Annotated in this window: 27 protein-coding genes; 21 read left to right on the forward strand and 6 right to left on the reverse strand. The window is 52.1% G+C overall.

All coding sequences use genetic code 11. From position 1 onward, the window contains the following. Nucleotides 1-10 precede the first annotated feature (10 nt). The 6 genes from lnt to rihA all read left to right on the forward strand — a co-directional run bounded on the left by lnt (nt 11) and on the right by rihA (nt 6,221). Nucleotides 11-1,549 (forward strand): apolipoprotein N-acyltransferase, encoded by a 1,539-nt coding sequence (gene lnt / locus SK38_RS10785; protein WP_048235885.1) that lies wholly within the window; start codon nt 11-13, stop codon nt 1,547-1,549. A gap of 412 nt (nt 1,550-1,961) precedes the next feature. Continuing rightward, nucleotides 1,962-2,870 (forward strand): amino acid ABC transporter substrate-binding protein, encoded by a 909-nt coding sequence (locus SK38_RS10790; RefSeq protein WP_048235886.1) that lies wholly within the window; start codon nt 1,962-1,964, stop codon nt 2,868-2,870. Nucleotides 2,871-3,029: 159 nt separating this feature from the next. After that, nucleotides 3,030-3,770, forward strand: coding sequence for a glutamate/aspartate ABC transporter permease GltJ (gltJ, locus tag SK38_RS10795; RefSeq protein ID WP_048235887.1), 741 nt, complete (start codon nt 3,030-3,032; stop codon nt 3,768-3,770). Next, the gene (gltK, locus tag SK38_RS10800) at nt 3,770-4,444 is read left to right on the forward strand and encodes a glutamate/aspartate ABC transporter permease GltK (RefSeq protein WP_003831315.1); all 675 of its coding nucleotides are present in this window, start codon (nt 3,770-3,772) and stop codon (nt 4,442-4,444) included. Before gltJ ends, gltK begins: the two co-directional genes overlap by 1 nt. Beyond that, nucleotides 4,444-5,169, forward strand: coding sequence for a glutamate/aspartate ABC transporter ATP-binding protein GltL (gene gltL / locus SK38_RS10805; protein WP_003022754.1), 726 nt, complete (start codon nt 4,444-4,446; stop codon nt 5,167-5,169). Before gltK ends, gltL begins: the two co-directional genes overlap by 1 nt. 116 nt (nt 5,170-5,285) lie before the next feature. Continuing rightward, complete coding sequence (gene rihA / locus SK38_RS10810; RefSeq protein ID WP_048235888.1) at nt 5,286-6,221, forward strand: pyrimidine-specific ribonucleoside hydrolase RihA; 936 nt, start codon at nt 5,286-5,288, stop codon at nt 6,219-6,221. A 106-nt stretch (nt 6,222-6,327) separates the two neighbouring features. Here rihA and SK38_RS10815 read toward each other — a convergent pair whose 3' ends face one another. Next, nucleotides 6,328-6,810 (reverse strand): zinc ribbon-containing protein, encoded by a 483-nt coding sequence (locus SK38_RS10815; protein WP_003022748.1) that lies wholly within the window; start codon nt 6,808-6,810, stop codon nt 6,328-6,330. Between the two features lie 235 nt (nt 6,811-7,045). Between SK38_RS10815 and leuS the strand changes: the two genes are divergently transcribed. From leuS to nadD, 4 genes are read left to right on the forward strand one after another with little or no spacing between them, the layout of a single operon-like run. Then, complete coding sequence (leuS, locus tag SK38_RS10820; RefSeq protein WP_156183255.1) at nt 7,046-9,628, forward strand: leucine--tRNA ligase; 2,583 nt, start codon at nt 7,046-7,048, stop codon at nt 9,626-9,628. 14 nt (nt 9,629-9,642) lie between these two features. Then, nucleotides 9,643-10,242, forward strand: coding sequence for an LPS assembly lipoprotein LptE (lptE, locus tag SK38_RS10825; protein WP_048235890.1), 600 nt, complete (start codon nt 9,643-9,645; stop codon nt 10,240-10,242). Continuing rightward, on the forward strand, nt 10,242-11,273 hold the full coding sequence (gene holA / locus SK38_RS10830; protein ID WP_032942687.1) for a DNA polymerase III subunit delta: 1,032 nt from the start codon (nt 10,242-10,244) through the stop codon (nt 11,271-11,273). Before lptE ends, holA begins: the two co-directional genes overlap by 1 nt. A 1-nt stretch (nt 11,274) precedes the next feature. Beyond that, entirely contained in the window at nt 11,275-11,916 is a 642-nt protein-coding gene (gene nadD / locus SK38_RS10835; protein WP_100247219.1) for a nicotinate-nucleotide adenylyltransferase, read from the forward strand. Here the strand turns inward: nadD and cobD are convergent. Then, nucleotides 11,891-12,985: a threonine-phosphate decarboxylase CobD gene (gene cobD / locus SK38_RS10840; protein WP_048236468.1), complete on the reverse strand. Its 1,095-nt coding sequence runs from the start codon at nt 12,983-12,985 to the stop codon at nt 11,891-11,893. The genes nadD and cobD overlap by 26 nt on opposite strands. A gap of 96 nt (nt 12,986-13,081) precedes the next feature. On the opposite strand from cobD, the gene SK38_RS10845 reads away from it, so the two are divergent. From SK38_RS10845 to lipA, 10 genes are all read left to right on the forward strand, one after another. After that, complete coding sequence (locus SK38_RS10845) at nt 13,082-13,693, forward strand: adenosylcobalamin/alpha-ribazole phosphatase (RefSeq protein ID WP_048235891.1); 612 nt, start codon at nt 13,082-13,084, stop codon at nt 13,691-13,693. 254 nt (nt 13,694-13,947) lie between these two features. Beyond that, nucleotides 13,948-14,265 (forward strand): ribosome silencing factor, encoded by a 318-nt coding sequence (gene rsfS / locus SK38_RS10850; RefSeq protein WP_003022728.1) that lies wholly within the window; start codon nt 13,948-13,950, stop codon nt 14,263-14,265. 3 nt (nt 14,266-14,268) lie between these two features. Continuing rightward, entirely contained in the window at nt 14,269-14,736 is a 468-nt protein-coding gene (gene rlmH, locus SK38_RS10855; protein ID WP_003022725.1) for a 23S rRNA (pseudouridine(1915)-N(3))-methyltransferase RlmH, read from the forward strand. A gap of 30 nt (nt 14,737-14,766) precedes the next feature. Continuing rightward, nucleotides 14,767-16,668 carry a peptidoglycan DD-transpeptidase MrdA gene (gene mrdA / locus SK38_RS10860; RefSeq protein ID WP_003831292.1) on the forward strand — a complete coding sequence of 634 codons (1,902 nt, stop codon included), beginning with the start codon at nt 14,767-14,769 and terminating at the stop codon, nt 16,666-16,668. A 2-nt stretch (nt 16,669-16,670) separates the two neighbouring features. Further along, the gene (mrdB, locus tag SK38_RS10865; protein WP_003022718.1) at nt 16,671-17,783 is read left to right on the forward strand and encodes a peptidoglycan glycosyltransferase MrdB; all 1,113 of its coding nucleotides are present in this window, start codon (nt 16,671-16,673) and stop codon (nt 17,781-17,783) included. 10 nt (nt 17,784-17,793) lie between these two features. Continuing rightward, a complete protein-coding gene (gene rlpA, locus SK38_RS10870) occupies nt 17,794-18,903 on the forward strand; it encodes an endolytic peptidoglycan transglycosylase RlpA (RefSeq protein WP_032942683.1) in 1,110 nt (369 codons plus the stop codon). A 142-nt stretch (nt 18,904-19,045) separates the two neighbouring features. Further along, on the forward strand, nt 19,046-20,257 hold the full coding sequence (dacA, locus tag SK38_RS10875) for a D-alanyl-D-alanine carboxypeptidase DacA (RefSeq protein WP_003022711.1): 1,212 nt from the start codon (nt 19,046-19,048) through the stop codon (nt 20,255-20,257). 106 nt (nt 20,258-20,363) lie between these two features. Beyond that, nucleotides 20,364-20,627: a DUF493 family protein YbeD gene (gene ybeD, locus SK38_RS10880; protein ID WP_003022706.1), complete on the forward strand. Its 264-nt coding sequence runs from the start codon at nt 20,364-20,366 to the stop codon at nt 20,625-20,627. A 114-nt stretch (nt 20,628-20,741) separates the two neighbouring features. Further along, nucleotides 20,742-21,383, forward strand: coding sequence for a lipoyl(octanoyl) transferase LipB (lipB, locus tag SK38_RS10885; protein ID WP_003831286.1), 642 nt, complete (start codon nt 20,742-20,744; stop codon nt 21,381-21,383). A gap of 206 nt (nt 21,384-21,589) precedes the next feature. Continuing rightward, nucleotides 21,590-22,555, forward strand: a complete 966-nt coding sequence (gene lipA / locus SK38_RS10890; RefSeq protein ID WP_003022702.1) for a lipoyl synthase — start codon at nt 21,590-21,592, stop codon at nt 22,553-22,555. A gap of 98 nt (nt 22,556-22,653) precedes the next feature. Here lipA and tatE read toward each other — a convergent pair whose 3' ends face one another. Both tatE and SK38_RS10900 read right to left on the reverse strand, forming a co-directional pair. Then, on the reverse strand, nt 22,654-22,857 hold the full coding sequence (tatE, locus tag SK38_RS10895) for a twin-arginine translocase subunit TatE (protein WP_003022699.1): 204 nt from the start codon (nt 22,855-22,857) through the stop codon (nt 22,654-22,656). A 128-nt stretch (nt 22,858-22,985) separates the two neighbouring features. Continuing rightward, nucleotides 22,986-23,774, reverse strand: a complete 789-nt coding sequence (locus SK38_RS10900) for a deaminated glutathione amidase (RefSeq protein ID WP_048235892.1) — start codon at nt 23,772-23,774, stop codon at nt 22,986-22,988. A gap of 90 nt (nt 23,775-23,864) precedes the next feature. Here SK38_RS10900 and crcB point away from each other — a divergent pair, with 90 nt between their 5' ends. Beyond that, entirely contained in the window at nt 23,865-24,248 is a 384-nt protein-coding gene (gene crcB / locus SK38_RS10905; protein WP_003831281.1) for a fluoride efflux transporter CrcB, read from the forward strand. A gap of 52 nt (nt 24,249-24,300) precedes the next feature. Here the strand turns inward: crcB and cspE are convergent, their stop codons facing one another. Together cspE and pagP are read right to left on the reverse strand one after the other, a co-directional pair. After that, entirely contained in the window at nt 24,301-24,510 is a 210-nt protein-coding gene (gene cspE, locus SK38_RS10910) for a transcription antiterminator/RNA stability regulator CspE (protein ID WP_000034825.1), read from the reverse strand. Nucleotides 24,511-24,699: 189 nt separating this feature from the next. Next, on the reverse strand, nt 24,700-25,263 hold the full coding sequence (gene pagP, locus SK38_RS10915; protein WP_003831280.1) for a lipid IV(A) palmitoyltransferase PagP: 564 nt from the start codon (nt 25,261-25,263) through the stop codon (nt 24,700-24,702). Nucleotides 25,264-25,380: the final 117 nt, after the last annotated feature.

Here is a 25,380-nt window from a genome sequence, read left to right on the forward strand (position 1 = left end):
CTAAGACTACATGGCATTTGCCCCTTTAATTGAACGCCAGCGCATTCGCCTGCTGCTGGCGTTATTATTCGGTGCCTGCGGGACACTGGCTTTCTCACCGTATGACATCTGGCCCGCTGCGATTGTTTCGCTGATGGGCCTGCAGGCTCTCACCTTCAACCGCCGTCCGCTCCAGTCTGCCGCTATCGGCTATTTCTGGGGACTGGGACTGTTTGGCTCAGGCATCAACTGGGTTTACGTCAGTATCGCGCAGTTTGGCGGTATGCCGGGCCCCGTTAACGTCTTCCTCGTGGTTCTGCTTGCTGCTTACCTTTCCCTCTACACTGGCCTGTTTGCCGGCGTTTTGGCGCGTCTGTGGCCGAAAACTACCTGGATACGTGTAGCGATTGCCGCGCCGGTAGTCTGGCAAATCACTGAATTTCTACGCGGCTGGGTACTGACCGGTTTTCCGTGGTTGCAATTCGGCTACAGCCAGATCGACGGTCCGTTAAAAGGGCTGGCGCCGGTAATGGGCGTTGAGGCGATAAACTTCCTGCTGATGATGGTTAGCGGCCTGCTGGCACTTGCACTGGTAACGCGTAACTGGAAGCCGCTGGCTGCCGCCGCAGTTCTTTTCGCTCTGCCCTTTCCGCTACGTTATATTCAGTGGTACACGCTGGAGCCGGAAAAAACCACCCAGGTCTCGATGGTGCAGGGTGACATCCCGCAGTCGCTCAAATGGGATGAAGGCCAGTTACTCAACACCCTGAAGATTTATCTCGACGCCACCCAGCCTGAGATGGGCAAATCACAGCTCATCATCTGGCCAGAATCCGCTATTCCGGACCTGGAAATTAACCAGCAGCGTTTTCTGAGCATGATGGATGACCTGCTGAAATCGAAAAACAGCACGCTGATTACCGGTATTGTAGACGCGCGTCTGAACAAGCAGAATCGTTACGACACCTACAACACCATCATCACACTGGGTAAAGACAGCCCATACAGCTACGACTCCAGCAACCGCTACAACAAAAACCATCTGGTACCGTTTGGCGAATTTGTCCCGCTGGAATCTATCCTGCGCCCGCTAGCGCCATTCTTTGATCTGCCAATGTCTTCGTTCAGCCGCGGTCCTTATGTACAGCCACAGTTGCATGCACACGGCTTTAAGCTGACCGCTGCCATCTGCTACGAAATCATTCTTGGCGAACAGGTACGGGATAACTTCCGCCCGGATACGGACTACCTGCTGACTATCTCTAACGATGCATGGTTTGGTAAATCTATTGGCCCGTGGCAGCACTTCCAGATGGCGCGTATGCGTTCCCTGGAGCTGGCGCGACCTCTGCTGCGTAGCACCAACAACGGTATTACGGCGGTGATTGGTCCGCAGGGCGAAGTTCAGGCGATGATCCCGCAGTTTACCCGTCAGGTGCTGACCACCAGCGTGACGCCAACGACGGGCTTAACCCCTTATGCCCGTACCGGAAACTGGCCGCTCTGGCTGCTAACCGCGCTGTTTGGCTTTGGCGCAGTGGTAATGAGTCTGCGTCAACGTCGTAAGTAAAACAGTGCCCCATCAAATGCAGGCCGGATAAGGCGGTACGCCGCCATCCGGCAGTTGTGCAGCATCGTGCCTGATGGCGCTACGCTTATCAGGCCTACTTCCCCCCTCCAAAAGACCATTCTGGCACGTCTATTGCTTTGTTCTACAAGGCAAACGCTGTTTTGGCTGAATGTGCAACCTGGTCGCACCAAAGTTGAGCGCCGGTAGCACCTGAAAAGTGCAACAAGATATTTTTGCCCCCAAATGGTGCGGCGCACTTCGCAAAAATAAACAATAACACAGCAAATTCTTTACATTCATCCAAACTAAATGTTAACAAACACATACAAGACTGCACGTTTTAGTAGCAAACAATAACAACATCACAATGGGTATCAATGCGTCCCTGGCGCAGACGATAAAGGAGTTGGATATGCAATTACGTAAGCTCGCCACTGCCATGCTGGTCATGGGAATGTCCGCCGGTCTGGCGCACGCAGAAGACTCAGCACCAGCGGCAGGCAGCACGCTGGATAAGATCGCCAAAAATGGCGTGATCGTTGTCGGCCACCGTGAATCATCAGTACCGTTTTCTTACTACGATAATCAGCAAAAAGTGGTCGGTTATTCACAGGATTACTCCAACGCGATCGTTGACGCCGTGAAGAAAAAGCTGAACAAGCCTGATCTGCAGGTAAAACTGATCCCGATTACTTCACAAAACCGTATCCCGCTGCTGCAAAACGGCACCTTCGATTTTGAATGTGGATCCACCACCAACAACGTCGAGCGCCAAAAACAAGCCGCTTTCTCTGACACCATTTTCGTTGTCGGCACCCGTCTGCTGGCGAAAAAAGGCGGCGACGTCAAAGATTTCGCCGATCTGAAAGGTAAAGCCGTAGTCGTGACTTCGGGTACCACCTCCGAAGTTCTGCTGCACAAGCTGAATGAAGAACAAAAAATGGATATGCGCATCATCAGCGCTAAAGACCACGGTGACTCTTTCCGTACTCTGGAAAGCGGTCGTGCCGTTGCCTTTATGATGGATGACGCCCTGCTGGCTGGCGAGCGCGCGAAAGCGAAGAAACCAGACAACTGGGAGATCGTCGGCAAGCCACAGTCTCAGGAAGCCTACGGCTGTATGTTGCGCAAAGATGATCCTGAGTTCAAAAAGCTGATGGACGACACTATCGCCAAGGCGCAAACCTCAGGCGAAGCTGAGAAATGGTTTGATAAGTGGTTTAAAAACCCAATTCCGCCGAAGAACCTGAACATGAATTTCGAACTGTCAGACGAGATGAAAGCTCTGTTCAAAGAACCAAATGATAAAGCGCTTAACTAACTAAAATAAATGGGAGGCTTCCCCTCCCTCTCGATTGTTACTCGGCACGGACAGACTATAAGCCTGATGGTCGTTCCCCATCAGGCCTGAAAACCGCAAAACGCCGAATAACAATCTTCGAGGGTAGCGCTGCTACCCTTTTTTTTCTGGAGTAGATTTATGTCTATAGACTGGAACTGGGGTATTTTTTTACAACAAGCCCCGTTCGGCAACACCACCTATCTCGGCTGGCTCTGGAGTGGTTTCCAGGTCACTGTCGCGTTATCCATCACCGCCTGGATTATCGCTTTCCTCATAGGCTCTTTATTCGGCATCTTACGTACCGTTCCAAATCGTTTCCTTTCTGGGATCGGCACGCTGTACGTTGAGCTATTTCGTAACGTTCCGCTCATCGTCCAGTTTTTTACCTGGTATCTGGTTATTCCGGAACTGCTGCCGGAAAACATTGGGATGTGGTTCAAGGCTGAGTTGGATCCCAACATCCAGTTCTTCCTCTCATCAATGCTTTGTCTGGGGCTGTTTACCGCCGCGCGCGTCTGCGAACAGGTTCGCGCCGCAATTCAGTCTCTGCCTCGTGGGCAGAAAAACGCCGCACTGGCGATGGGGCTAACGCTACCGCAGGCCTACCGCTATGTGCTGCTGCCAAACGCTTACCGCGTGATTGTTCCGCCAATGACCTCAGAGATGATGAACCTGGTGAAGAACTCCGCGATCGCCTCCACCATCGGCCTGGTCGATATGGCGGCACAGGCGGGCAAATTGCTGGATTACTCCGCCCACGCATGGGAATCGTTTACCGCTATCACTCTGGCTTACGTCCTGATTAACGCCGTCATCATGCTGATGATGAATCTCGTTGAACGTAAAATCCGCCTGCCTGGCAATTTGGGAGGCAAATAATGTACGAATTTGACTGGAGTTCTATCATCCCTTCCCTGCCGTATCTGCTGGATGGGTTAATCATCACGCTGAAAATCACCGTTACGGCGGTAGTCATTGGTATTGTCTGGGGAACCATCCTTGCAGTAATGCGTCTGTCCAGCTTCGCGCCGATTGCCTGGTTTGCGAAAGGCTACGTCAACGTATTTCGTTCTATTCCGCTGGTCATGGTGCTGCTGTGGTTCTACCTGATTGTGCCCGGCTTCCTGCAAAACGTACTGGGTCTGTCGCCAAAAACCGATATTCGCCTGATCTCAGCAATGGTCGCGTTTTCGATGTTTGAAGCCGCGTACTATTCCGAGATTATCCGTGCCGGTATCCAGAGTATTTCTCGTGGGCAATCCAGCGCCGCGCTGGCTCTGGGGATGACCCACTGGCAGTCGATGAAGCTCATTATTCTGCCGCAGGCATTCCGCGCGATGGTACCGCTGCTGCTAACCCAGGGCATCGTACTCTTCCAGGATACCTCGCTGGTCTACGTATTAAGTCTGGCAGACTTCTTCCGTACCGCCTCTACCATTGGCGAGCGTGACGGCACGCAGGTTGAAATGATCCTGTTTGCTGGCGCCGTTTATTTTGTATTCAGTCTGAGCGCATCGTTGTTGGTCAGCTATTTGAAGAAAAGGACAGTTTAATGATTACCCTGAAAAATGTTTCTAAATGGTATGGTCACTTTCAGGTGCTGACCGACTGCTCCACGGAAGTGAAAAAAGGTGAAGTGGTGGTGGTCTGCGGCCCGTCAGGTTCAGGTAAATCAACGCTTATAAAAACGGTGAACGGGCTGGAGCCGGTACAACAAGGCGTCATCACCGTTGATGGTACCGTGGTGAATGATAAAAAAACCGATCTGGCCAAACTGCGCTCTCGCGTTGGTATGGTGTTCCAGCACTTTGAACTGTTCCCTCACCTGTCGATCATTGAGAACCTGACTCTGGCGCAGGTAAAAGTGCTCAAGCGCGATAAAAAGCCGGCCCGCGACAAAGCGCAAAAGTTACTGGAACGCGTTGGTCTGTCAGCACATGCGGAGAAGTTTCCAGCTCAGCTCTCAGGGGGCCAGCAACAGCGTGTCGCTATCGCCCGGGCGCTGTGCATGGATCCTATCGCCATGCTGTTTGACGAACCAACGTCGGCGCTTGATCCTGAAATGATCAACGAAGTACTGGACGTTATGGTTGAACTGGCCAATGAAGGGATGACCATGATGGTGGTAACCCACGAAATGGGCTTTGCGCGTAAAGTGGCGAACCGGGTGATCTTCATGGATGAAGGGAAAATTGTTGAAGACTCACCGAAAGAAGAGTTCTTCGCTAATCCGAAATCGGACCGTGCCAAAGACTTCCTCGCGAAAATACTGCACTAATCTTGCTGGCGCGCACCTCCATGTGCGCGCCACCTCACGCTTTATCCCTTCGCCTCTCGAAACACATACAGCCCAGCGTTAACCTTGTCACAAAGTCCCACTTACAAGGAGCAACAATGGCACTTCCTATCCTGTTTGATTGCGATCCGGGTCATGACGACGCTATCGCAATTGTGCTCGCCCTCGCCTCACCAGAACTGGATGTGAAAGCGATAACCTCATCAGCCGGTAACCAGACACCTGACAAAACGCTGCGTAACGTGTTGCGCATGTTAACGTTGCTCAACCGTACGGATATCCCAGTGGCTGGTGGCGCAGTGAAACCACTAATGCGCGATCTGATTATCGCCGATAACGTTCACGGCGAGAGTGGGCTGGATGGCCCGGCGCTGCCGGAACCCGCTTTTGCGCCACAAGACTGTACCGCCGTGGAACTGATGGCGAAAACCCTGCGTGAAAGCCCGGAACTGATGACCATTGTCTCCACCGGGCCGCAGACTAACGTCGCATTGCTTCTGAATAGCCATCCTGAGCTGCACGCCAAAATCGCCCGTATCGTAATTATGGGTGGTGCGATGGGCCTCGGAAACTGGACGCCCGCCGCCGAGTTCAATATTTTCGTGGATCCTGAAGCCGCTGAAATCGTATTCCAGTCTGGCATTCCAGTGGTGATGGCTGGTCTGGACGTCACGCATAAAGCGCAAATACATCGCGAAGATACCGAGCGGTTCCGCGCTATCGGCAACCCTGTTTCGACGATCGTGGCTGAACTACTCGACTTCTTCTTTGAGTATCATAAAGATGAAAAATGGGGATTCATCGGCGCGCCACTGCATGATCCATGCACCATTGCCTGGCTGCTGAAACCTGAACTGTTTACCACCGTTGAACGCTGGGTCGGCGTGGAAACTCAGGGTAAATATACCCAGGGAATGACCGTGGTGGATTACTACTTCCTGAGCGGCAATAAGCCAAACGCCACCGTAATGGTAGACGTGGATCGTCAAGGGTTTGTCGATTTGCTGGCAGAACGTTTAAGATATTACGCGTAAAACTGTAGGCCGGATAAGGCGCTTGCGCCACCATCCGGCATATTGCCTGATGGCGATGCTGGCGCATCTTATCAGGCCTACAAATAACTTCTGGCACGCCTAATCATCACGGCTCAAACGGTCGGCGCTGGAACTGATCGTGTCCGCATTTCGGACACAGTGGCAGCACATCCGGGGTGTAAACCGCTAAATGGAAGTGGCACTTCTCGCAGACCAGATTACCTAATCCGACCACCTCACCGCTGTGATAAACCCCGTGATGACTGAGATCCTGGAACACCTCGCGCCATTCGAGCTGCGTTTTATCGGTAATATCGGCCAGTTCCTGCCAGATACTCTCCTTGATAACCCGCATAAAGACGCTGTCTGTCTCCTCATCAAGACTTTCTTCATAGCTCAGAGCAAACTCTTCCAGGTCACGTCTGACGGCCCGGGTGAGCTCTTCTACCTCGGTTCGCGTTAACTCCCCGGTCTGCATAACTCGTTGACGCGCCTGCTCCACCAACGCATCAATATCGCGTTCGCCATTACGCAGACGTTCGCTCAGTGAAGCCACCAGTTCACGGTAATATTGAGCAACCTTGTTCATCGCTTCGCCTCCTGGGTCGTTAACTGTCTATAATAATAGACGTTATTTACGCTACGCTTTGCAAGACTGTCCACAGAGTGTGTAAATTCGTGCAAGAATTATCCTTGCGGGAATTCAACGCTGAATGCGCGAAAGGCTGTTTTGGCGCGGGCGTTTGGGCTATGCTATGCGGATCTGAAACACCACATCTAAAGCTACGTTTGTAGCTGTATTGAAAACAGGACCACTGGCTGCCATGCAAGAGCAATACCGCCCGGAAGAGATAGAATCCAAAGTACAGCTTCACTGGGATGAGAAGCGCACATTTGAAGTTACCGAAGACGAGAGCAAAGAGAAGTATTACTGCCTGTCTATGCTTCCCTATCCTTCTGGTCGACTACACATGGGCCACGTACGTAACTACACCATCGGTGACGTGATCGCCCGCTACCAGCGCATGCTGGGCAAAAACGTACTGCAGCCAATTGGCTGGGATGCGTTCGGTCTGCCTGCAGAAGGCGCTGCGGTTAAAAACAATACCGCGCCAGCACCGTGGACGTACGACAACATCGCATACATGAAAAACCAGCTCAAAATGCTGGGTTTCGGTTACGACTGGAGCCGTGAGCTGGCGACCTGCACCCCGGAATACTACCGTTGGGAACAGAAATTCTTCACCGAGCTGTACAAAAAAGGCCTGGTGTACAAGAAAACGTCTGCGGTCAACTGGTGCCCGAACGACCAGACCGTACTGGCGAACGAACAGGTTATCGACGGCTGCTGCTGGCGTTGCGATACCAAAGTCGAGCGTAAAGAGATCCCACAGTGGTTCATCAAAATTACCGCTTACGCTGACGAACTGCTGCGTGACCTGGATAACCTGGATCACTGGCCTGACACCGTGAAAACGATGCAGCGCAACTGGATTGGCCGTTCTGAAGGCGTGGAAATCACCTTCGATGTGAACGGTTACGATAACACGCTGACCGTTTACACCACCCGCCCGGACACCTTTATGGGTGCGACCTATCTGGCCGTTGCCGCAGGTCACCCGCTGGCGCAGAAAGCTGCTGCAAATAACCCAGAACTGGCCGCCTTCATTGACGAATGCCGCAACACCAAGGTTGCTGAAGCCGAAATGGCAACCATGGAGAAGAAAGGCGTCGACACGGGCTTTAAAGCTGTTCACCCGCTGACTGGCGAAGAAATCCCCGTTTGGGCAGCAAACTTCGTCCTGATGGAATACGGTACGGGCGCAGTCATGGCCGTTCCGGGCCACGATCAGCGCGATTACGAGTTTGCGACAAAATATGGCCTGACCATCAAGCCAGTAATTCTGACCGCTGAAGGCGCAGAGCCGGATCTGTCCGAACAAGCTCTGACCGAAAAAGGCGTGCTGTTTAACTCCGGCGAGTTTGACGGCCTCGACTTCGAAGCTGCCTTCAACGCCATTGCTGACAAGCTGGTAACGAAAGGCGTGGGTGAGCGTAAAGTGAACTACCGTCTGCGTGACTGGGGTGTTTCCCGTCAGCGTTACTGGGGTGCGCCAATTCCGATGGTGACGTTGGAAGACGGTACCGTGCTGCCGACGCCAGAAGATCAGTTGCCGGTTATTCTGCCGGAAGACGTGGTTATGGACGGCATCACCAGCCCAATCAAAGCCGATCCGGAGTGGGCAAAAACCACCGTTAACGGCATGCCCGCCCTGCGTGAAACCGACACCTTCGATACCTTTATGGAATCATCCTGGTACTACGCGCGCTACACCTGCCCGCAGTACAACGAAGGGATGCTGGATCCAGAAGCCGCAAACTACTGGCTGCCAGTTGATATCTACATTGGTGGTATTGAACACGCCATCATGCACCTGCTCTACTTCCGCTTCTTCCACAAGCTGATGCGCGATGCGGGCATGGTCAACTCTGACGAACCGGCCAAACAGCTGCTGTGCCAGGGTATGGTGTTGGCTGATGCGTTCTATTACGTTGGTGCAAACGGCGAGCGTAACTGGGTTTCTCCGGTTGATGCCATCGTTGAGCGCGACGAAAAAGGTCGTATCGTCAAAGCTCAGGACGCAGAAGGCCATGAACTGGTCTATACCGGCATGAGCAAAATGTCCAAGTCGAAAAATAACGGTATCGACCCGCAGGTTATGGTTGAACGTTACGGCGCTGACACGGTACGTCTGTTCATGATGTTCGCTTCTCCGGCTGATATGACGCTGGAATGGCAGGAGTCCGGCGTTGAAGGGGCGAACCGCTTCCTGAAACGTGTATGGAAGCTGGTTTACGAACATACTTCCAAAGGCGATGTTGCTGCCCTGAACGTTGATGCGTTGAGCGAAGACCAAAAAGCGCTGCGTCGCGACGTACATAAAACCATTGCTAAAGTTACCGATGATATTGGTCGTCGTCAGACCTTTAACACCGCAATTGCGGCGATTATGGAGCTGATGAACAAGCTGGCGAAAGCACCGCAGGAAGACGAACAAGACAGAGCCCTGATGCAGGAAGCCTTACTGGCCGTCGTTCGCATGCTGAACCCGTTCACCCCACACGTTTGCTTCACGATGTGGGAAGCACTGAAAGGCGAAGGCGATATCGACAACGCACCGTGGCCGGTGGCGGACGAAGCGGCAATGGTTGAAGACTCAACGCTGGTTGTGGTTCAGGTAAACGGCAAAGTACGTGGCAAAATCACCGTTCCGGTAAACGCCACTGAAGAGCAGGTTCGTGAGCGTGCTGGCCAGGAGCATCTGGTAGCAAAATATCTTGATGGCGTTACCGTACGTAAAGTGATTTATGTACCGGGTAAACTCCTCAATCTGGTCGTTGGCTAAGCGCGGGAGGAAGCGTGCGACTTCTGACAACATTGTTGTTATCTCTGGCGGTGCTTGTCACCGCCGGATGTGGATGGCATCTGCGTAATACTACGCAGGTCCCACCCTCAATGAAAACCATGATTCTGGACTCTGGGGATCCAAACGGCCCATTAAGCCGCGCGGTTCGTAATCAGCTGCGTCTGAACGGCGTTACGCTGCTAGAGGACGGCTCAATGCGTAAAGATGTGACGTCCTTGCGTCTTGGCGCGGTCAGCATATCGCAGGATACGGCGTCGGTATTCCAGAACGGTCAAACGGCTGAATACCAGATGGTGATGTCCGTAAGTGCTACTGTGCTGATTCCGGGTCATGATATTTATCCAATCAGCGCCAAAGTTTATCGTTCGTTCTTTGACAACCCACAGGCTGCACTGGCGAAGGATAACGAGCAAGAGATGATCATCAAAGAGATGTATGACAAAGCGGCTGAACAGTTAATTCGTAAGCTGCCAAGCGTACATCTGGCCGATACTCTGTCATCCAATGCTGATGATGATGCTAAGCCAGCGGCGACAAAAGCCGCAGAGCCTGCGTCATCTCCGGCGCGTGTTTCCACCACGCTGGGTAACTGATGCTCAAGTTGTACCCTGAACAACTCCGCGCACAGCTCAATGAGGGGCTGCGCGCGGCGTATTTGCTCTTAGGTAACGATCCTCTCTTGTTGCAGGAAAGCCAGGACGCTATCCGTCAGGCTGCCGCCACACAAGGGTTCGAAGAACACCACGCTTTCACCCTGGACAATAGCACCGACTGGGGAGAGATTTTTTCACTCTGCCAGGCAATGAGCCTGTTTGCCAGCCGTCAAACCCTACTTTTGCAGTTGCCTGAAAATGGCCCCAATGCCGCCATTAACGAACAGCTCGCTTCACTCGTCACACTGCTACATGACGACCTGCTGCTGATCGTTCGCGGCAACAAACTGACTAAAGCGCAGGAAAACGCCGCATGGTATACCGGACTTGCCAATAATGCGGTGCAGGTAAGCTGCCAGACGCCGGAGCAAGCACAGCTTCCTCGTTGGGTCGCCGCCAGGGCGAAGCTTAACAATCTACAACTGGATGACGCAGCGAATCAGCTGTTGTGTTATTGCTATGAAGGTAATCTGTTAGCACTGGCGCAAGCGCTGGAACGGCTAGCATTGCTTTGGCCTGATGGCAAACTAACGCTGCCTCGCGTGGAGAAAGCCGTTAACGATGCCGCGCACTTTACCCCGTTCCATTGGGTGGATGCGCTGCTGATGGGCAAAAGCAAACGCGCGCTGCACATTCTGCAACAGTTACGTCTGGAAGGCAGTGAGCCGGTTATTTTGCTGCGCACGATACAGCGTGAATTACTGCTGTTGGTCAACTTAAAACGGCAGTCAGCCCATACGCCTTTACGCACGTTGTTTGATAAACACCGGGTGTGGCAAAATCGCCGGGGTATGATGGGAGACGCGCTAAACCGGCTGAATCCTGCGCAGTTGCGTCAGGCGGTAACGCTGTTAACGCGTACGGAAATTACGCTTAAACAAGACTATGGTCAGTCAGTGTGGGCGGAACTTGAGGGGCTTTCCCTGTTGCTCTGCCATAAATCGCTGGCCGATGTTTTTATTGATGGTTGATATGAAATCATTGCAGGCTCTGTTCGGTGGCACCTTTGATCCGGTGCATTATGGTCATCTTAAACCGGTTGAAATTCTGGCGAATCTGATTGGCCTTTCCCGGGTTATTATCATGCCCAATAATGTGCCGCCGCATCGTGCGCAACCCGAAGCGTCCGGCGAACAACGTCAACGCATGGTTGAACTGGCCATTGCCGATAAGCCGCTGTTCTCCCTTGATGAACGCGAACTGAAACGCGATACCGCCTCCTACACCGCGCAAACGCTCAAAGAGTGGCGCGAGGAGCAAGGACCGGACGTGCCATTAGCGTTTATTATTGGCCAGGACTCACTGCTTACCTTTCCGTCCTGGCATGACTACGACACGATTCTGGGTAACACCCACCTCATTGTCTGCCGACGTCCGGGCTATCCGCTCGAAATGGCGCAGGAAAAGCACCAGCAGTGGCTGGAGGATCATCTGACCCATTCGCCAGATGACCTGCACAACTTGCCTTGCGGGAAAATTTATCTGGCTGAAACGCCGTGGTTTAACATCTCCGCCACGCTCATCCGTGAGCGTCTGGAAAAAGGCGAGCCGTGCGACGACCTGATGCCAGCTGCAGTGCTTGACTATATCAATCAGCAGGGGTTGTACCGCTAAGCACCTTGCGTAGAGCCGCCAACAGGCGGTTATTCTCTTCCTGGCTGCGAACGGCTACCCGATAATAGCGCGCATCCAGCCCCGGATAATTAGCACAACTGCGAATCAAGACATGTTGTTCCAGCATTGCGCGTTGCAGATCAAAATCCGCCCGATCGCAGCGCAATAAGCGATAATTTGCCCTGCCAGGATACACCGTCAAGCCGGGCAGTTCTTTCAACTGCCGATCAAACCTCGCGCCCTCTTGCTCCAGCCACTTCCATGTTGCCTGCTGATATGCGCTGTCGTGTAAAATAATCTCGCCTGCCAGTGCAGCAAATGCGTTAATTGACCACGGCATTTGTCGACGGCGCATCTGTGCAACAGCCTGTTCATTACTGTTGACCAGATACCCTAACCGCAGCCCCGGTATCGCATAGAACTTGGTTAGCGAGCGCAGCACCCAAATATGCGGGTTATCCCGAAGCAGCGGAATAAACCCCTGCTCCCCGGCAATAAAATCGATAAACGCTTCATCAAGGATCAGATTGATCCCAAGCAACTCACAACGCGCGGCTATTTCGCGCAGCAGGCGGTTATCGGGCAGCAAGCCAGTGGGATTGTTGGGCGTACAGAGAAACAGGCAGTCCAGCTCTGAGGTTAACGTATCGAGGATTGCATCGGTAAGCTGCCAGCCATCGTCTTCGCGCAGCGCAAACTCATGGATCGTACAGTCTCCCCATTGCAGCGCCCGACGATATTCAGCAAACCCGGGCGTCACGATCATCGCATGGCGTGGTTTAAGTCCTTGCACCAAAGTGAAAATCGACTCAGTCTCGCCGTTTCCGGCAAGTATCCATGAGGCAGGAATCTGATGATGCTCCGCCAGCGCCGCATGCAATTTAGCGTAATCAACATCCGGGTAACGCTCCGCGCAGTCCAGGTTGTCGACGATCGCGCGTTTTAAACTTGCCGGCATACCCAGCGGATTAATATTCGCGCTAAAATCCAACAATTGTTCAGGCGAGATGCCCAACAGTACGGCGGCTTCTCGGGTATTGCCACCATGCGCGCTCTTCAATAAAGACATCGTGCCGCTCCACGCAAAAAAAGGTATTTTAGTGAAAAAACTCTGCGCAATCAGGGCAAACATCATGTTTTGTGCGAATAACCTCAAGAGGAAAAAATGAGACTCTGGTTAGTACGTCATGGAGAAACTGAAGCCAATGTCGCTGGTTTATACAGCGGCCACGCCCCCACACCGCTAACGGAACGGGGTATCGCTCAGGCGCAAACACTGGGTACGCTGTTACGCAATGTGCCTGTCGACAACGTTCTGTGCAGCGAGTTGGAACGTGCCCGCCATACAACGCAGTTGATCTTAGGCGATCGCGAGGTTCCTGTGCGCAACATGCCTGAGCTCAATGAGATGTTTTTTGGTGACTGGGAAATGCGCCATCATCGCGATCTGGCGCGAGAAGACGCCGAAAACTACGCCGTGTGGTGTAACGACTGGCAGAATGCGACGCCAACCAATGGTGAAGGTTTTCAGGCGTTTTCCCTGCGCGTGGAACGCTTTATTGCTCAGCTCGCTGATTACAAAACGTGCCAAAACCTACTGGTGGTGAGCCATCAGGGTGTTCTGAGCGTGTTGATCGCCCGTCTGCTGTCCATGCCGGCTACAGCAATGTGGCATTTTCGCGTCGAACAAGGTTGCTGGAGCGCAATTGATTTTTGCGACGATTTTGCGGTTCTTAAAGTGCTCAACAGCCGGGCTGTATGGCACGACGGGGAGTGAAAGCCCTGTTTTTTCTGCCGAAGGGCTTCTCTCCCATTGACACCCCATGACAGGCTGTTATTCTCCGCAACCTGACTTTTCCCGCCCTTCAGAGCTTTGCAGAAATTGTTTTACAAAAATGGCGATGCATTCTGCGGCGTGGGGTGGGATGATAGCGCACTTCAAAAGCGCTTTCGGAGACATTTGTCCCGATATCGCCTCTGGTTCAGGTATACTAACAGACGTTTTTAACTCTTTTCACCCAGGGGGAACACTTGCAGGGTAAAGCACTTCAGGATTTTGTAATCGACAAAATTGATGACCTGAAAGGTCAAGACATCATCGCCTTAGACGTTCAGGGCAAATCCAGCATCACTGATTGCATGATTATCTGCACCGGCACGTCCAGCCGTCATGTAATGTCTATCGCAGACCACGTTGTTCAGGAGTCCCGCACAGCTGGCCTGCTGCCGCTCGGCGTAGAAGGCGAGAACGTTGCAGACTGGATCGTCGTTGACCTCGGTGATGTGATTGTCCACGTGATGCAGGAAGAAAGCCGTCGCCTGTATGAACTGGAAAAACTCTGGAGTTAATGCGTGAAGCTGCAACTTGTCGCTGTGGGTACGAAGATGCCTGACTGGGTGCAAACCGGGTTTACGGAGTATCTCCGTCGGTTTCCGAAAGATATGCCCTTTGAGCTGATCGAAATCCCGGCAGGGAAACGCGGCAAGAACGCGGATATTAAACGCATTCTCGACAAAGAGGGTGAGCAGATGCTGGCTGCCGCAGGCAAAAACCGCATCGTCACCCTTGATATCCCTGGTAAACCCTGGGACACGCCGCAGCTGGCGACTGAACTGGAACGCTGGAAACTGGACGGTCGTGACGTCAGTCTATTGATTGGCGGGCCGGAAGGTCTCTCCCCTGCCTGTAAAGCGGCAGCGGAACAAAGCTGGTCACTCTCTGCGTTAACCCTTCCTCACCCTCTTGTTCGGGTTCTGGTCGCGGAGAGTCTGTACAGGGCGTGGAGCATCACCACCAACCATCCTTATCACCGTGAGTGATCATTGATTCTTGAGTAGATTAAGCAGCGGATGAAACTACAGAATTCTTTTCGCGACTATTCGGCTGAGTCCGCGCTGTTTGTGCGCCGGGCGCTGGTCGCTTTTTTGGGGATTTTGCTGCTCACCGGCGTGCTGATCGCCAACCTTTATAATCTGCAAATCGTTCGCTTTACTGATTATCAGACCCGCTCGAACGAAAACCGCATCAAACTGGTGCCTATCGCCCCCAGTCGCGGCATCATTTATGACCGTAACGGAATTCCGCTCGCCCTTAACCGCACCATTTATCAGATAGAAATGATGCCGGAAAAGGTCGACAACGTTCAGGATACCCTCGACGCGCTGCGTAACGTCGTAGACCTGACGGACGACGACATTGCCGCCTTTAAAAAAGAGCGCGCCCGTTCACACCGCTTCACCTCCATTCCGGTAAAAACTAACCTCAGTGAAGTGCAGGTGGCACGGTTCGCCGTTAATCAATATCGCTTTCCCGGCGTCGAAGTTAAAGGCTATAAACGCCGCTATTACCCCTACGGCTCTGCGCTGACCCACGTCATTGGCTACGTATCGAAGATCAACGATAAAGACGTGGACCGCCTGGACAAAGACGGCAAGCTGGCCAACTACGCGGCGACGCACGACATCGGTAAATTGGGTATTGAACGCTACTATGAAGACGTACTTCACGGCCAGACGGGTTATGAAGAAGTTGAAGTGAACAACCGTGGCCGCGTCATTCGCCAACTGAAAGAAGTGGCGCCGCAGGCCGGGCACGATATCTATCTCACCCTTGACCTGAAACTCCAGCAGTACATCGAAACGCTGCTGGCGGGCAGTCGTGCCGCGGTGGTAGTCACCGACCCGCGTACCGGTGGCGTTCTCGCACTGGTGTCCATGCCGAGCTACGACCCGAACCTGTTTGTCGATGGTATCTCGAGTAAAGATTACTCCGGGTTGCTCAATGACCCGAATACCCCATTGGTTAACCGCGCAACTCAGGGTGTCTACCCTCCTGCTTCGACGGTTAAACCTTACGTCGCGGTTTCTGCATTAAGTGCAGGCGTCATCACCCGCAATACTGGTCTGTTCGATCCGGGTTGGTGGCAATTACCGGGCTCTGAAAAACGTTACCGCGACTGGAAAAAATGGGGGCACGGCCATCTGAACATCACCCGTTCTCTGGAAGAGTCGGCGGATACGTTTTTCTATCAAATCGCCTATGATATGGGGATAGACCGCCTTTCAGAGTGGATGAGCAAGTTTGGCTACGGTCAATATACGGGTATCGATCTTGCCGAAGAGCGCGCCGGAAACATGCCAACCCGCGAGTGGAAGCAAAAACGGTTCAAAAAGCCATGGTACCAGGGTGATACCATTCCGGTCGGCATCGGTCAGGGTTACTGGACGGCAACCCCTATCCAGATGAGTAAAGCGCTGATGATCCTTATCAACGACGGTTTGGTAAAAGTCCCGCATCTGCTGATGAGCACAGCAGAAAACGGCAAGCAAGTGCCGTGGATTCAGCCACACGAACCACCCGTTGGTGACATTCATTCCGGTTATTGGGAAATCGCAAAAGACGGCATGTACGGTGTAGCCAACCGTCCTAACGGTACTGCACACAAATATTTCGCTGGCGCACCTTACAAAATTGCGGCGAAATCCGGTACTGCACAGGTCTTTGGCCTGAAAGCCAATGAAACCTATAACGCACATAAGATCGCCGAGCGCTTACGTGACCACAAGCTGATGACGGCCTTCGCACCCTATGATAAGCCCCAGGTTGCTGTCGCCATAATCCTTGAAAACGGTGGCGCGGGCCCGGCTGTGGGTACCATTATGCGCCAGATCCTTGACCACATTATGTTGGGCGACAATAACACCAATCTGCCTGCAGAAAACCCCGCGGTTGCAGCAGCGGAGGACCAATAATCGTGACGGATAATCCGAACAAAAAAACATTCTGGGACAAAATCCACATCGATCCCACGATGTTGCTTATTTTGCTGGCGCTGCTGGTTTACAGCTCGCTGGTCATCTGGAGCGCCAGCGGCCAGGATATTGGCATGATGGAGCGCAAGGTCGGTCAGATCGCAATGGGCCTGGTCATCATGGTGGTGATGGCGCAAATCCCGCCCCGAGTTTATGAAGGCTGGGCTCCCTATCTCTACATCTTTTGCATCATTTTGTTGGTGGCGGTAGATGCCTTCGGCGCAATCTCCAAAGGTGCGCAGCGCTGGCTGGATTTGGGGATTGTGCGTTTTCAGCCCTCCGAAATCGCCAAGATTGCCGTGCCGCTGATGGTCGCGCGCTTCATCAACCGTGATGTTTGCCCGCCATCGCTAAAAAATACCGCCATTGCGTTGGTGCTGATATTTATGCCCACCCTGCTGGTGGCCGCCCAGCCAGACCTCGGGACTTCAATTCTGGTCGCCCTTTCCGGCCTGTTTGTTCTGTTCCTTTCTGGTTTGAGCTGGCGTTTAATCGGTGTTGCGGTGGTCCTGGTTGCGGCGTTTATCCCAATACTGTGGTTCTTCCTGATGCATGATTATCAACGTCAGCGCGTCATGATGTTACTCGATCCGGAAACCGATCCGCTGGGTGCGGGTTATCACATCATTCAGTCTAAAATTGCTATTGGCTCCGGCGGTCTACGTGGTAAAGGCTGGCTACACGGTACGCAGTCGCAGCTTGAGTTTTTACCCGAACGTCATACAGATTTTATCTTCGCGGTATTAGCGGAAGAACTGGGTCTGGTAGGGATTCTAATTCTGCTGGCGCTGTACATTTTGCTGATTATGCGCGGGTTATGGATCGCTGCCCACGCGCAAACCACCTTTGGTCGCGTCATGGCGGGTGGTTTAATGTTGATATTATTCGTTTATGTCTTCGTAAATATTGGTATGGTGAGCGGTATTCTGCCCGTGGTTGGCGTTCCTCTCCCACTGGTTAGTTACGGAGGCTCGGCACTTATCGTGCTGATGGCTGGGTTCGGGATTGTTATGTCGATCCATACCCATAGAAAAATGTTGTCGAAAAGCGTGTAAGGGGTACGCAATGCGTAAGCAGTGGCTTGGTATCTGCATCGCAGCAGGAATGCTCGCGGCGTGTTCGAGTGATGATGGTCAGCAACAGGGTGCTGTCGCGCCGCAGCCTGCGGTGTGTAATGGTCCGATTGTTGAAATCAGCGGGGCCGATCCGCGCTTTGAACCCCTGAACCCAACGGCGAATCAGGACTATCAGCGTGATGGTAAGAGCTACAAAATCGTCCAGGACCCTTCCCGCTTTAGCCAGGCAGGGCTTGCCGCTATCTATGATGCGGAACCCGGAAGCAACTTAACCGCGTCTGGTGAAGCGTTCGACCCGATGCAGTTAACCGCAGCGCATCCGACGCTGCCAGTCCCAAGCTATGCCAGAATAACTAACCTGGCAAACGGCAGGATGATTGTCGTGCGCATTAACGACCGCGGCCCTTATGGCAACGATCGCGTGATTTCACTTTCACGTGCAGCAGCCGACCGTCTGAATACCTCCAACAATACCAAAGTGCGTATCGACCCGATCATCGTCGCCCAGGATGGTTCCTTGTCCGGGCCGGGAATGGCTTGTACCACGGTAGCGAAACAAACCTATGCCCTGCCCGCGCGTCCTGATTTAAGCGGCGGTGGCAATATGGGCAGCATGCCTGCGCCATCGGATGCAGGTCAGCCGCAAGGCGATATTCGTCCGATCAGCAATTCCACGTTGAAAAGCGATGATACAACCGGTGCGCCAGTGAACAGCAGTGGATTCCTCGGTGCGCCGACCACACTCGCTGCAGGCGTGCTGGAAGGTAGCGAGCCGACTCCGGCTCCGCAACCAACCACCACCGCACCGGTAACGCCAACCGCGCCAGCAGCAACACCAGCCGCCGTCGCTGCACCTGCGCCAGCGGCAGTAGCCAACGGACGCTACGTGGTTCAGGTTGGCGCAGTCAGCGAGCAGTCGCGTGCGCAGCAGTATCAAAAACGTTTAAGCCAGCAATTTGGCGTCCCAGGTCGGGTGGTACAAAACGGCGCAGTCTGGCGTATCCAGATGGGGCCGTTCGCCAGCAAAGCTGAAGCCTCCACATTGCAGCAGCGTCTTCAAGCCGAGGCGCAATTACAGTCCTTCATCACCGGCGTGTAATAACGTAAATCAGGTATCTGAACTGTCAGTTTCTGTAAATGACATTAACAAAGTCACGCGGAAAGTCAGATGCCTGCCCGTTTTGCATTTGCTATAGTAGGGCACTTTTTTTAATTTCATCACGGACGTCGTAGTTCAGACCATGAAGACCACTTTTTCCGCTCGTTTCGTGCAGCGTATGGCGCTCACCGCGGCTCTCTGCGCAGCTTCTCTCTCTGCTGCCCATGCCGATGACCTGAATATTAAAACCATGATCCCGGGTGTTCCGCAGATCGATGCGGAGTCATATATCCTGATTGATTACAATTCAGGCAAAGTTCTGGCAGAACAGAACGCTGACACTCGCCGCGACCCCGCCAGTCTGACCAAAATGATGACCAGCTACGTCATCGGCCAGGCGATGAAAGCCGGGAAATTCAAAGAAACCGATCTGGTCACCGTCGGTAATGACGCATGGGCTACAGGTAACCCGGTCTTTAAAGGTTCATCGTTGATGTTCCTGAAGCCAGGAATGCAGGTTCCTGTTTCTCAGCTTATCCGTGGTATCAACCTGCAATCCGGGAATGACGCGTGCGTGGCAATGGCGGACTTCGCAGCCGGTAGCCAGGATGCTTTCGTCGGTCTGATGAACAGCTATGTGAACGCGCTGGGCCTGAAAAACACCCACTTCCAGACCGTTCATGGTCTCGATGCTGACGGTCAGTACAGCTCGGCTCGCGACATGGCGATGATTGGTCAGGCACTGATTCGCGACGTGCCTAACGAATACTCTATCTATAAAGAAAAAGAGTTCACCTTTAACGGCATCCGTCAGTTAAACCGTAACGGCCTGCTGTGGGATAACAGCCTGAATGTCGACGGTATCAAAACCGGTCATACCGACAAGGCTGGCTATAACCTCGTTGCATCCGCAACCGAAGGCCAGATGCGTCTGATCTCCGCCGTCATGGGTGGCCGCACCTATAAAGGTCGCGAAACCGAAAGTAAAAAACTGCTGACCTGGGGCTTCCGTTTCTTTGAAACCGTGAACCCACTGAAAGTCGGTAAAGAGTTTGCTTCTGAGCCCGCCTGGTTTGGTAACACCGATCGTGCATCGTTAGGCGTAGATAAAGATGTCTACCTGACTATTCCGCGCGGCCGCATGAAAGATCTGAAAGCAAGCTATGTGCTGAACACCACGGAACTGCACGCACCGCTGCAGAAAAATCAGGTTGTCGGCACCATCAACTTCCAGCTGGATGGCAAAACCATTGAGCAGCGCCCGCTGGTAGTCCTGCAGGAAATCCCTGAAGGCAACTTCTTTGGGAAAATCATTGATTACATTAAATTAATGTTCCATCACTGGTTTGGCTAAAAATCGAACACTTGAAAGTGTGATTTACGTCCCCATATACTAGGTATCCAGATAACTCCCACGCGCTGTGGGAGTTATTATTTATTGATGTAACGCCGGAGCTGACATGAAAACCAAACTTAACGAACTGCTTGAATTCCCTACTCCATTTACTTACAAAGTAATGGGGCAGGCGTTGCCTGAGCTGGTTGATCAGGTGGTTGAAGTGGTACAGCGCCATGCGCCAGGTGATTACTCTCCGACGGTAAAACCGAGCAGCAAAGGCAACTACCACTCGGTCTCAATCACTATTACTGCTACACACATTGAGCAGGTTGAAACGCTGTACGAAGAATTAGGCAATATCGATATCGTTCGCATGGTGCTGTAAAAACCTGTTGGTTACCCGCTGCATCCCCGCTCGGGTAACCCCTCCCTCCTGTGATATACTTTTTCCCCTCTTTTATATTCTCTACTCTATGTGAGTATCTACGGAGATGCCGTTTTGTATCAGGATAAAATTCTTGTCCGCCAGCTCGGTCTTCAACCTTACGAGCCAGTTTCTCTGGCCATGCACGAATTCACCGATACCCGCGATGAAAACAGTTATGACGAAATCTGGCTGGTAGAGCATTATCCTGTTTTTACCCAGGGTCAGGCAGGTAAAGCAGAGCACGTACTGATGCCAGGAGATATTCCGGTGATCCAGAGCGATCGTGGCGGTCAGGTGACTTATCACGGGCCGGGCCAGCAGGTCATGTATGTGCTGTTGAACCTGAAGCGTCGTAAACTTGGCGTTCGCGAACTGGTTACGCTGCTGGAGCAAACCGTTGTGAATACCCTTGCGGAAATCGGTATTGACGCCCACCCGCGAGCCGATGCGCCAGGCGTATACGTTGGAGAGAAGAAAATCTGCTCTTTGGGGTTACGTATTCGTAAAGGATGTTCATTTCACGGCTTAGCACTCAACGTGGATATGGACTTGTCGCCTTTCCTGCGTATCAATCCTTGTGGTTATGCCGGAATGGAAATGGCGAAGGTATCGCAGTGGGATAGCACAGCCACGACCGAGAGCATTCGCCCAAGGCTGCTGGCCAACATTCTGGCGCTGTTGGGTAACCCACCGCACGAGTACATCGCGGACTGAAAATACGCGCATACTTTGCCACGGCATATGTTGTGGCAAATGGCACAAAACAACAACTATTTTACATTTTGCCAGCCTGTCAGGCTGCTTTCTGGCCCGTTTCAATGATATACTGCGTATCACTAATTCAAAAATAGTTGATAAATGCAACATTCCCTTGAATTGAAACGCTTTCCTTCGTAATTCGCAACTGGAACACGCAAGCTATGAGTAAACCCATTGTGATGGAACGCGGTGTTAAATACCGCGATGCCGATAAGATGGCTCTTATCCCGGTAAAAAATGTGGCAACAGAGCGTGAAGCCCTGCTGCGTAAACCGGAATGGATGAAAATAAAACTGCCAGCGGACTCCACTCGCATCCAGGGCATCAAAGCGGCAATGCGCAAAAATGGCCTGCACTCTGTCTGCGAAGAAGCTTCCTGCCCTAACCTGGCTGAATGTTTCAATCACGGAACTGCAACCTTTATGATCCTCGGCGCAATCTGTACCCGCCGTTGCCCATTCTGTGACGTTGCCCATGGCCGTCCGGTTGCTCCTGATGCTAACGAGCCGTTAAAACTTGCTCAGACGATTGCTGACATGGCGCTGCGCTATGTCGTCATTACCTCCGTTGACCGCGACGATCTGCGTGACGGCGGCGCTCAGCACTTTGCTGACTGCATCACCGCTATTCGTGAGAAAAGCCCGTCGATTAAAATCGAAACGCTGGTGCCTGACTTCCGTGGTCGTATGGATCGTGCGCTGGATATCCTCACGGCCACCCCGCCGGATGTGTTTAACCACAACCTCGAAAACGTACCACGTATTTATCGCAATGTTCGTCCAGGAGCTGACTACAACTGGTCACTGAAGCTTCTGGAACGTTTCAAGGAAGCGCACCCGGAGATTCCGACCAAATCAGGTCTGATGGTCGGTCTGGGCGAAACCAATGCGGAAATCATTGAGGTCATGCGTGACCTGCGCAGTCATGGTGTAACCATGTTGACGCTGGGGCAGTATTTACAGCCAAGCCGCCATCACCTGCCGGTTCAACGCTATGTGAGCCCGGATGAGTTCGATGAGATGAAAGCCGAAGCTATGGCAATGGGCTTTACCCATGCAGCCTGCGGTCCATTCGTTCGCTCTTCATACCATGCTGACATGCAGGCCAAAGGGCTGGAAGTGAAGTAATCGTGTAATACTCACTTACATATCAGCAATAAAAAAACCGGCAAATTGCCGGTTTTTTTTCATGCAGAGTATGCAGTAAGAGCATCATGCTCCTGACATTACTCTTTATGAGAAAGCTTCTCAGCCTGAACGCTACCATCAGCATCTTTCTTAGCATCGGCATTATCGTCGTTCATTGCTTTCTTGAAGCCCTTGATTGCCGTTCCCAGGTCTCCACCCAGTGTACGTAACTTCTTGGTACCAAACAGCAGAACAACCAGTGCGGCAACCACCAGCAGTTTGGTAATACTAATCTCACCCATAGATACCTTCTTGACTTAAACCAGGCTGCATAAAGCGCCATATTAACCTGAGAATATTAACGGCCTTTCGACGCGCGCACACAATAGCAATCTGTAACAAGGTGAATCAAGCCTTGTTTAAAAAAACGTCATAATAATTGCGGTGGCGCAAAGCGTCGGTTACTTAACACCGGGAGTTGTGCCCTAACCTGCCTCACCCGCTCGGCGGAAACCTCGGCCATAATTAGCGTGGGCGTTTCTGCCGCAGCAGCAATGGTCACACCAAAGGGGTCGATGACCCTGCTTTGGCCGATATTCTTGTTACCGCACTCTCCCGCCGCAATCAAGTAACACGTCGCATCTAACGCTCTTGCCGCCAAAAGCGTAGCCCAGTGATGTTCTTTAAGCGATCCCCGAACCCAGGCTGCGGGTAAGACAAGAATTTCCGCTCCCTGCAATGCGTGCGCCAGCGCCAACTCAGGAAAGCGCAGATCATAACAGGTCATTAACCCTACTTTTAACCCGTCTACGTCCAGCAGCGGCGCTATGGCGTCCCCTGCATCCACATTTCGTGACTCCTGAATCGAAAAGGCATCATAGAGATGTAATTTAGCGTAATGGGCCACGACCAGACCTGCCCGTAGCGCCACCAGCATGTTAAACGCCCGGCCTGGCACAGAAGGAACATGAATCGTCAGGATTGTCGTCATCTCGTTTTGCGCGCTTTCTCGCAGCAAGCGCGTCAAAAATCCGCCCTCCAGCAGTTGAGCTGATTTCACTGACAGGTCTGGGTCCAGATCGTCACGGGCCAGAAGCGCCTCCGGTAATACCAGCAGCGACGCCCCCTCTCCTGCAGCCTGTGACATCAATAAGACGCAGGTTTCTGCATTTTTTTCCCATGAAGGTCCCACGGCAAATTGCCCTGCTGCAACGAACATATTCCCTCCAGAAAACATTGTTAGGCTCGCCAACCACGATTATTCAGCGTTACACTCATCCTATATACAATCAAATAGCAGGATTATGCAGTGTTACAACTCCTTTTAGCGGTTTTTATCGGTGGTGGTACAGGTAGTGTAGCAAGATGGATGTTGAGCATGAGGTTTAACCCGCTACATCAGGCCATCCCATTCGGTACGCTGGCTGCAAACTTACTTGGCGCATTTATCATTGGTATGGGTCTGGCGTGGTTTAATCGCATGACTAACATTGATCCAATGTGGAAGGTACTGATTACCACTGGCTTTTGCGGGGGACTAACAACGTTTTCCACTTTCTCAGCTGAGGTGGTGTTTTTGCTACAGGAAGGACGCTTTGGTTGGGCTATGGTGAATGTACTGGTTAATCTGTTGGGATCATTTGCGATGACCGCCCTGGCATTCTGGCTGGTTTCGGCCTCTCCCGCGCACTGAAGCGAAAAAAAACCCGCAATTAAGCGGGTTTTGAATGCTTGCTGTCGTATGCTTACAGAGCGATTACGTTTGCAGCAGAAGGGCCTTTGGCACCGTTAGTGATTTCGAACTCTACACGCTGACCTTCAGCCAGAGTTTTAAAACCATTGGTCTGGATTGCAGAGAAGTGTACGAACACGTCTTTGCTGCCATCTTCCGGAGTAATGAAACCGAATCCTTTGGACTCATTAAACCACTTAACGTTACCTTTAATCTTAGACATCAAAATTACCTTTACATGAAAAATAGACACAAATGCTGTGTCGGGTATCAGTACAACAATTGTGGTGGACTTTGTCCAGTCGAACTTTATCAAAAAGTGATAAATGTCGCGTTATTTTTCAGTTAAAGTTAATATCGCACTGTTTTTAAAAGACTTTTTAATAATCCACCTGACAATACAGGTAGTCCATCAAAACTGGAAACGCATCCATGCAAAGTAGACGTTACCGTTGTTGTACGTTCCCGGAATGTAGGTCATCTGGAACGTTGCCGGACCATACCCTATCGATGCCAGCGGTAACAGCACGGGAACCGGAATGTAGTTCCAGTTATCGCGCGCGGTAAAACCGGCGGTAAAGCCAAGTCCGGTATGGAAATTTTCATCTGCCAGCGGTCGCCAGGTTTTTTCCCAGCCATAACCACCAATAGGTTCCCATTTATTGTAGGAATCCTTAAAGGCCATTATATAAAGCCCGTGCCAGTTACCTTTATCATCCCAACGGGATTGACCAAAGCCCGCCCCCCATGGGCGTTCATTGTAGCGATCCGTTTTTTCTTTATCATAAGCAAAACGAGCATGCCAGGTAATAGCCGGCACGTACAGATCATAATGTTCTGGCTGCTGCCAGGTTTCACTGACGTTGTCTTTAAAAGTAGCGAACCAGCCTTTATCTTCAGCAGCGCCCTGGGGAATGAAAGCTAACTGAATAAAAAGAAATGAAAAAATGAGAAAATATCGTTTAGCGACAATCACAACTTAATTACCATCCTGGGATTTATTATTAATTGTAGCAAACCCAACCTTAATGTTAGCTTAACAAAAATGCGCAGCTAAAAAATCAGAATAATCCTCAGCCTATAATTTTTAAGA

Origin of the sequence: Citrobacter sp. MGH110, assembly GCF_001037515.1 — a bacterium.
In the GTDB taxonomy this organism is placed as follows: Bacteria; Pseudomonadota; Gammaproteobacteria; order Enterobacterales; family Enterobacteriaceae; genus Citrobacter; species Citrobacter portucalensis.

Bases quoted from the DNA above. Each gene is read 5' to 3' on its own strand.
- lnt (WP_048235885.1), top strand. From the start codon at position 11: ATGGCATTTGCCCCTTTAATTGAACGCCAGCGCATTCGCCTGCTGCTG.
- SK38_RS10790 (WP_048235886.1), top strand. From the start codon at position 1,962: ATGCAATTACGTAAGCTCGCCACTGCCATGCTGGTCATGGGAATGTCC.
- gltJ (WP_048235887.1), top strand. From the start codon at position 3,030: ATGTCTATAGACTGGAACTGGGGTATTTTTTTACAACAAGCCCCGTTC.
- gltK (WP_003831315.1), top strand. From the start codon at position 3,770: ATGTACGAATTTGACTGGAGTTCTATCATCCCTTCCCTGCCGTATCTG.
- gltL (WP_003022754.1), top strand. From the start codon at position 4,444: ATGATTACCCTGAAAAATGTTTCTAAATGGTATGGTCACTTTCAGGTG.
- rihA (WP_048235888.1), top strand. From the start codon at position 5,286: ATGGCACTTCCTATCCTGTTTGATTGCGATCCGGGTCATGACGACGCT.
- SK38_RS10815 (WP_003022748.1), bottom strand. From the start codon at position 6,810: ATGAACAAGGTTGCTCAATATTACCGTGAACTGGTGGCTTCACTGAGC.
- leuS (WP_156183255.1), top strand. From the start codon at position 7,046: ATGCAAGAGCAATACCGCCCGGAAGAGATAGAATCCAAAGTACAGCTT.
- holA (WP_032942687.1), top strand. From the start codon at position 10,242: ATGCTCAAGTTGTACCCTGAACAACTCCGCGCACAGCTCAATGAGGGG.
- nadD (WP_100247219.1), top strand. From the start codon at position 11,275: ATGAAATCATTGCAGGCTCTGTTCGGTGGCACCTTTGATCCGGTGCAT.
- cobD (WP_048236468.1), bottom strand. From the start codon at position 12,985: ATGTCTTTATTGAAGAGCGCGCATGGTGGCAATACCCGAGAAGCCGCC.
- SK38_RS10845 (WP_048235891.1), top strand. From the start codon at position 13,082: ATGAGACTCTGGTTAGTACGTCATGGAGAAACTGAAGCCAATGTCGCT.
- mrdA (WP_003831292.1), top strand. From the start codon at position 14,767: ATGAAACTACAGAATTCTTTTCGCGACTATTCGGCTGAGTCCGCGCTG.
- rlpA (WP_032942683.1), top strand. From the start codon at position 17,794: ATGCGTAAGCAGTGGCTTGGTATCTGCATCGCAGCAGGAATGCTCGCG.
- dacA (WP_003022711.1), top strand. From the start codon at position 19,046: ATGAAGACCACTTTTTCCGCTCGTTTCGTGCAGCGTATGGCGCTCACC.
- ybeD (WP_003022706.1), top strand. From the start codon at position 20,364: ATGAAAACCAAACTTAACGAACTGCTTGAATTCCCTACTCCATTTACT.
- lipA (WP_003022702.1), top strand. From the start codon at position 21,590: ATGAGTAAACCCATTGTGATGGAACGCGGTGTTAAATACCGCGATGCC.
- tatE (WP_003022699.1), bottom strand. From the start codon at position 22,857: ATGGGTGAGATTAGTATTACCAAACTGCTGGTGGTTGCCGCACTGGTT.
- SK38_RS10900 (WP_048235892.1), bottom strand. From the start codon at position 23,774: ATGTTCGTTGCAGCAGGGCAATTTGCCGTGGGACCTTCATGGGAAAAA.
- cspE (WP_000034825.1), bottom strand. From the start codon at position 24,510: ATGTCTAAGATTAAAGGTAACGTTAAGTGGTTTAATGAGTCCAAAGGA.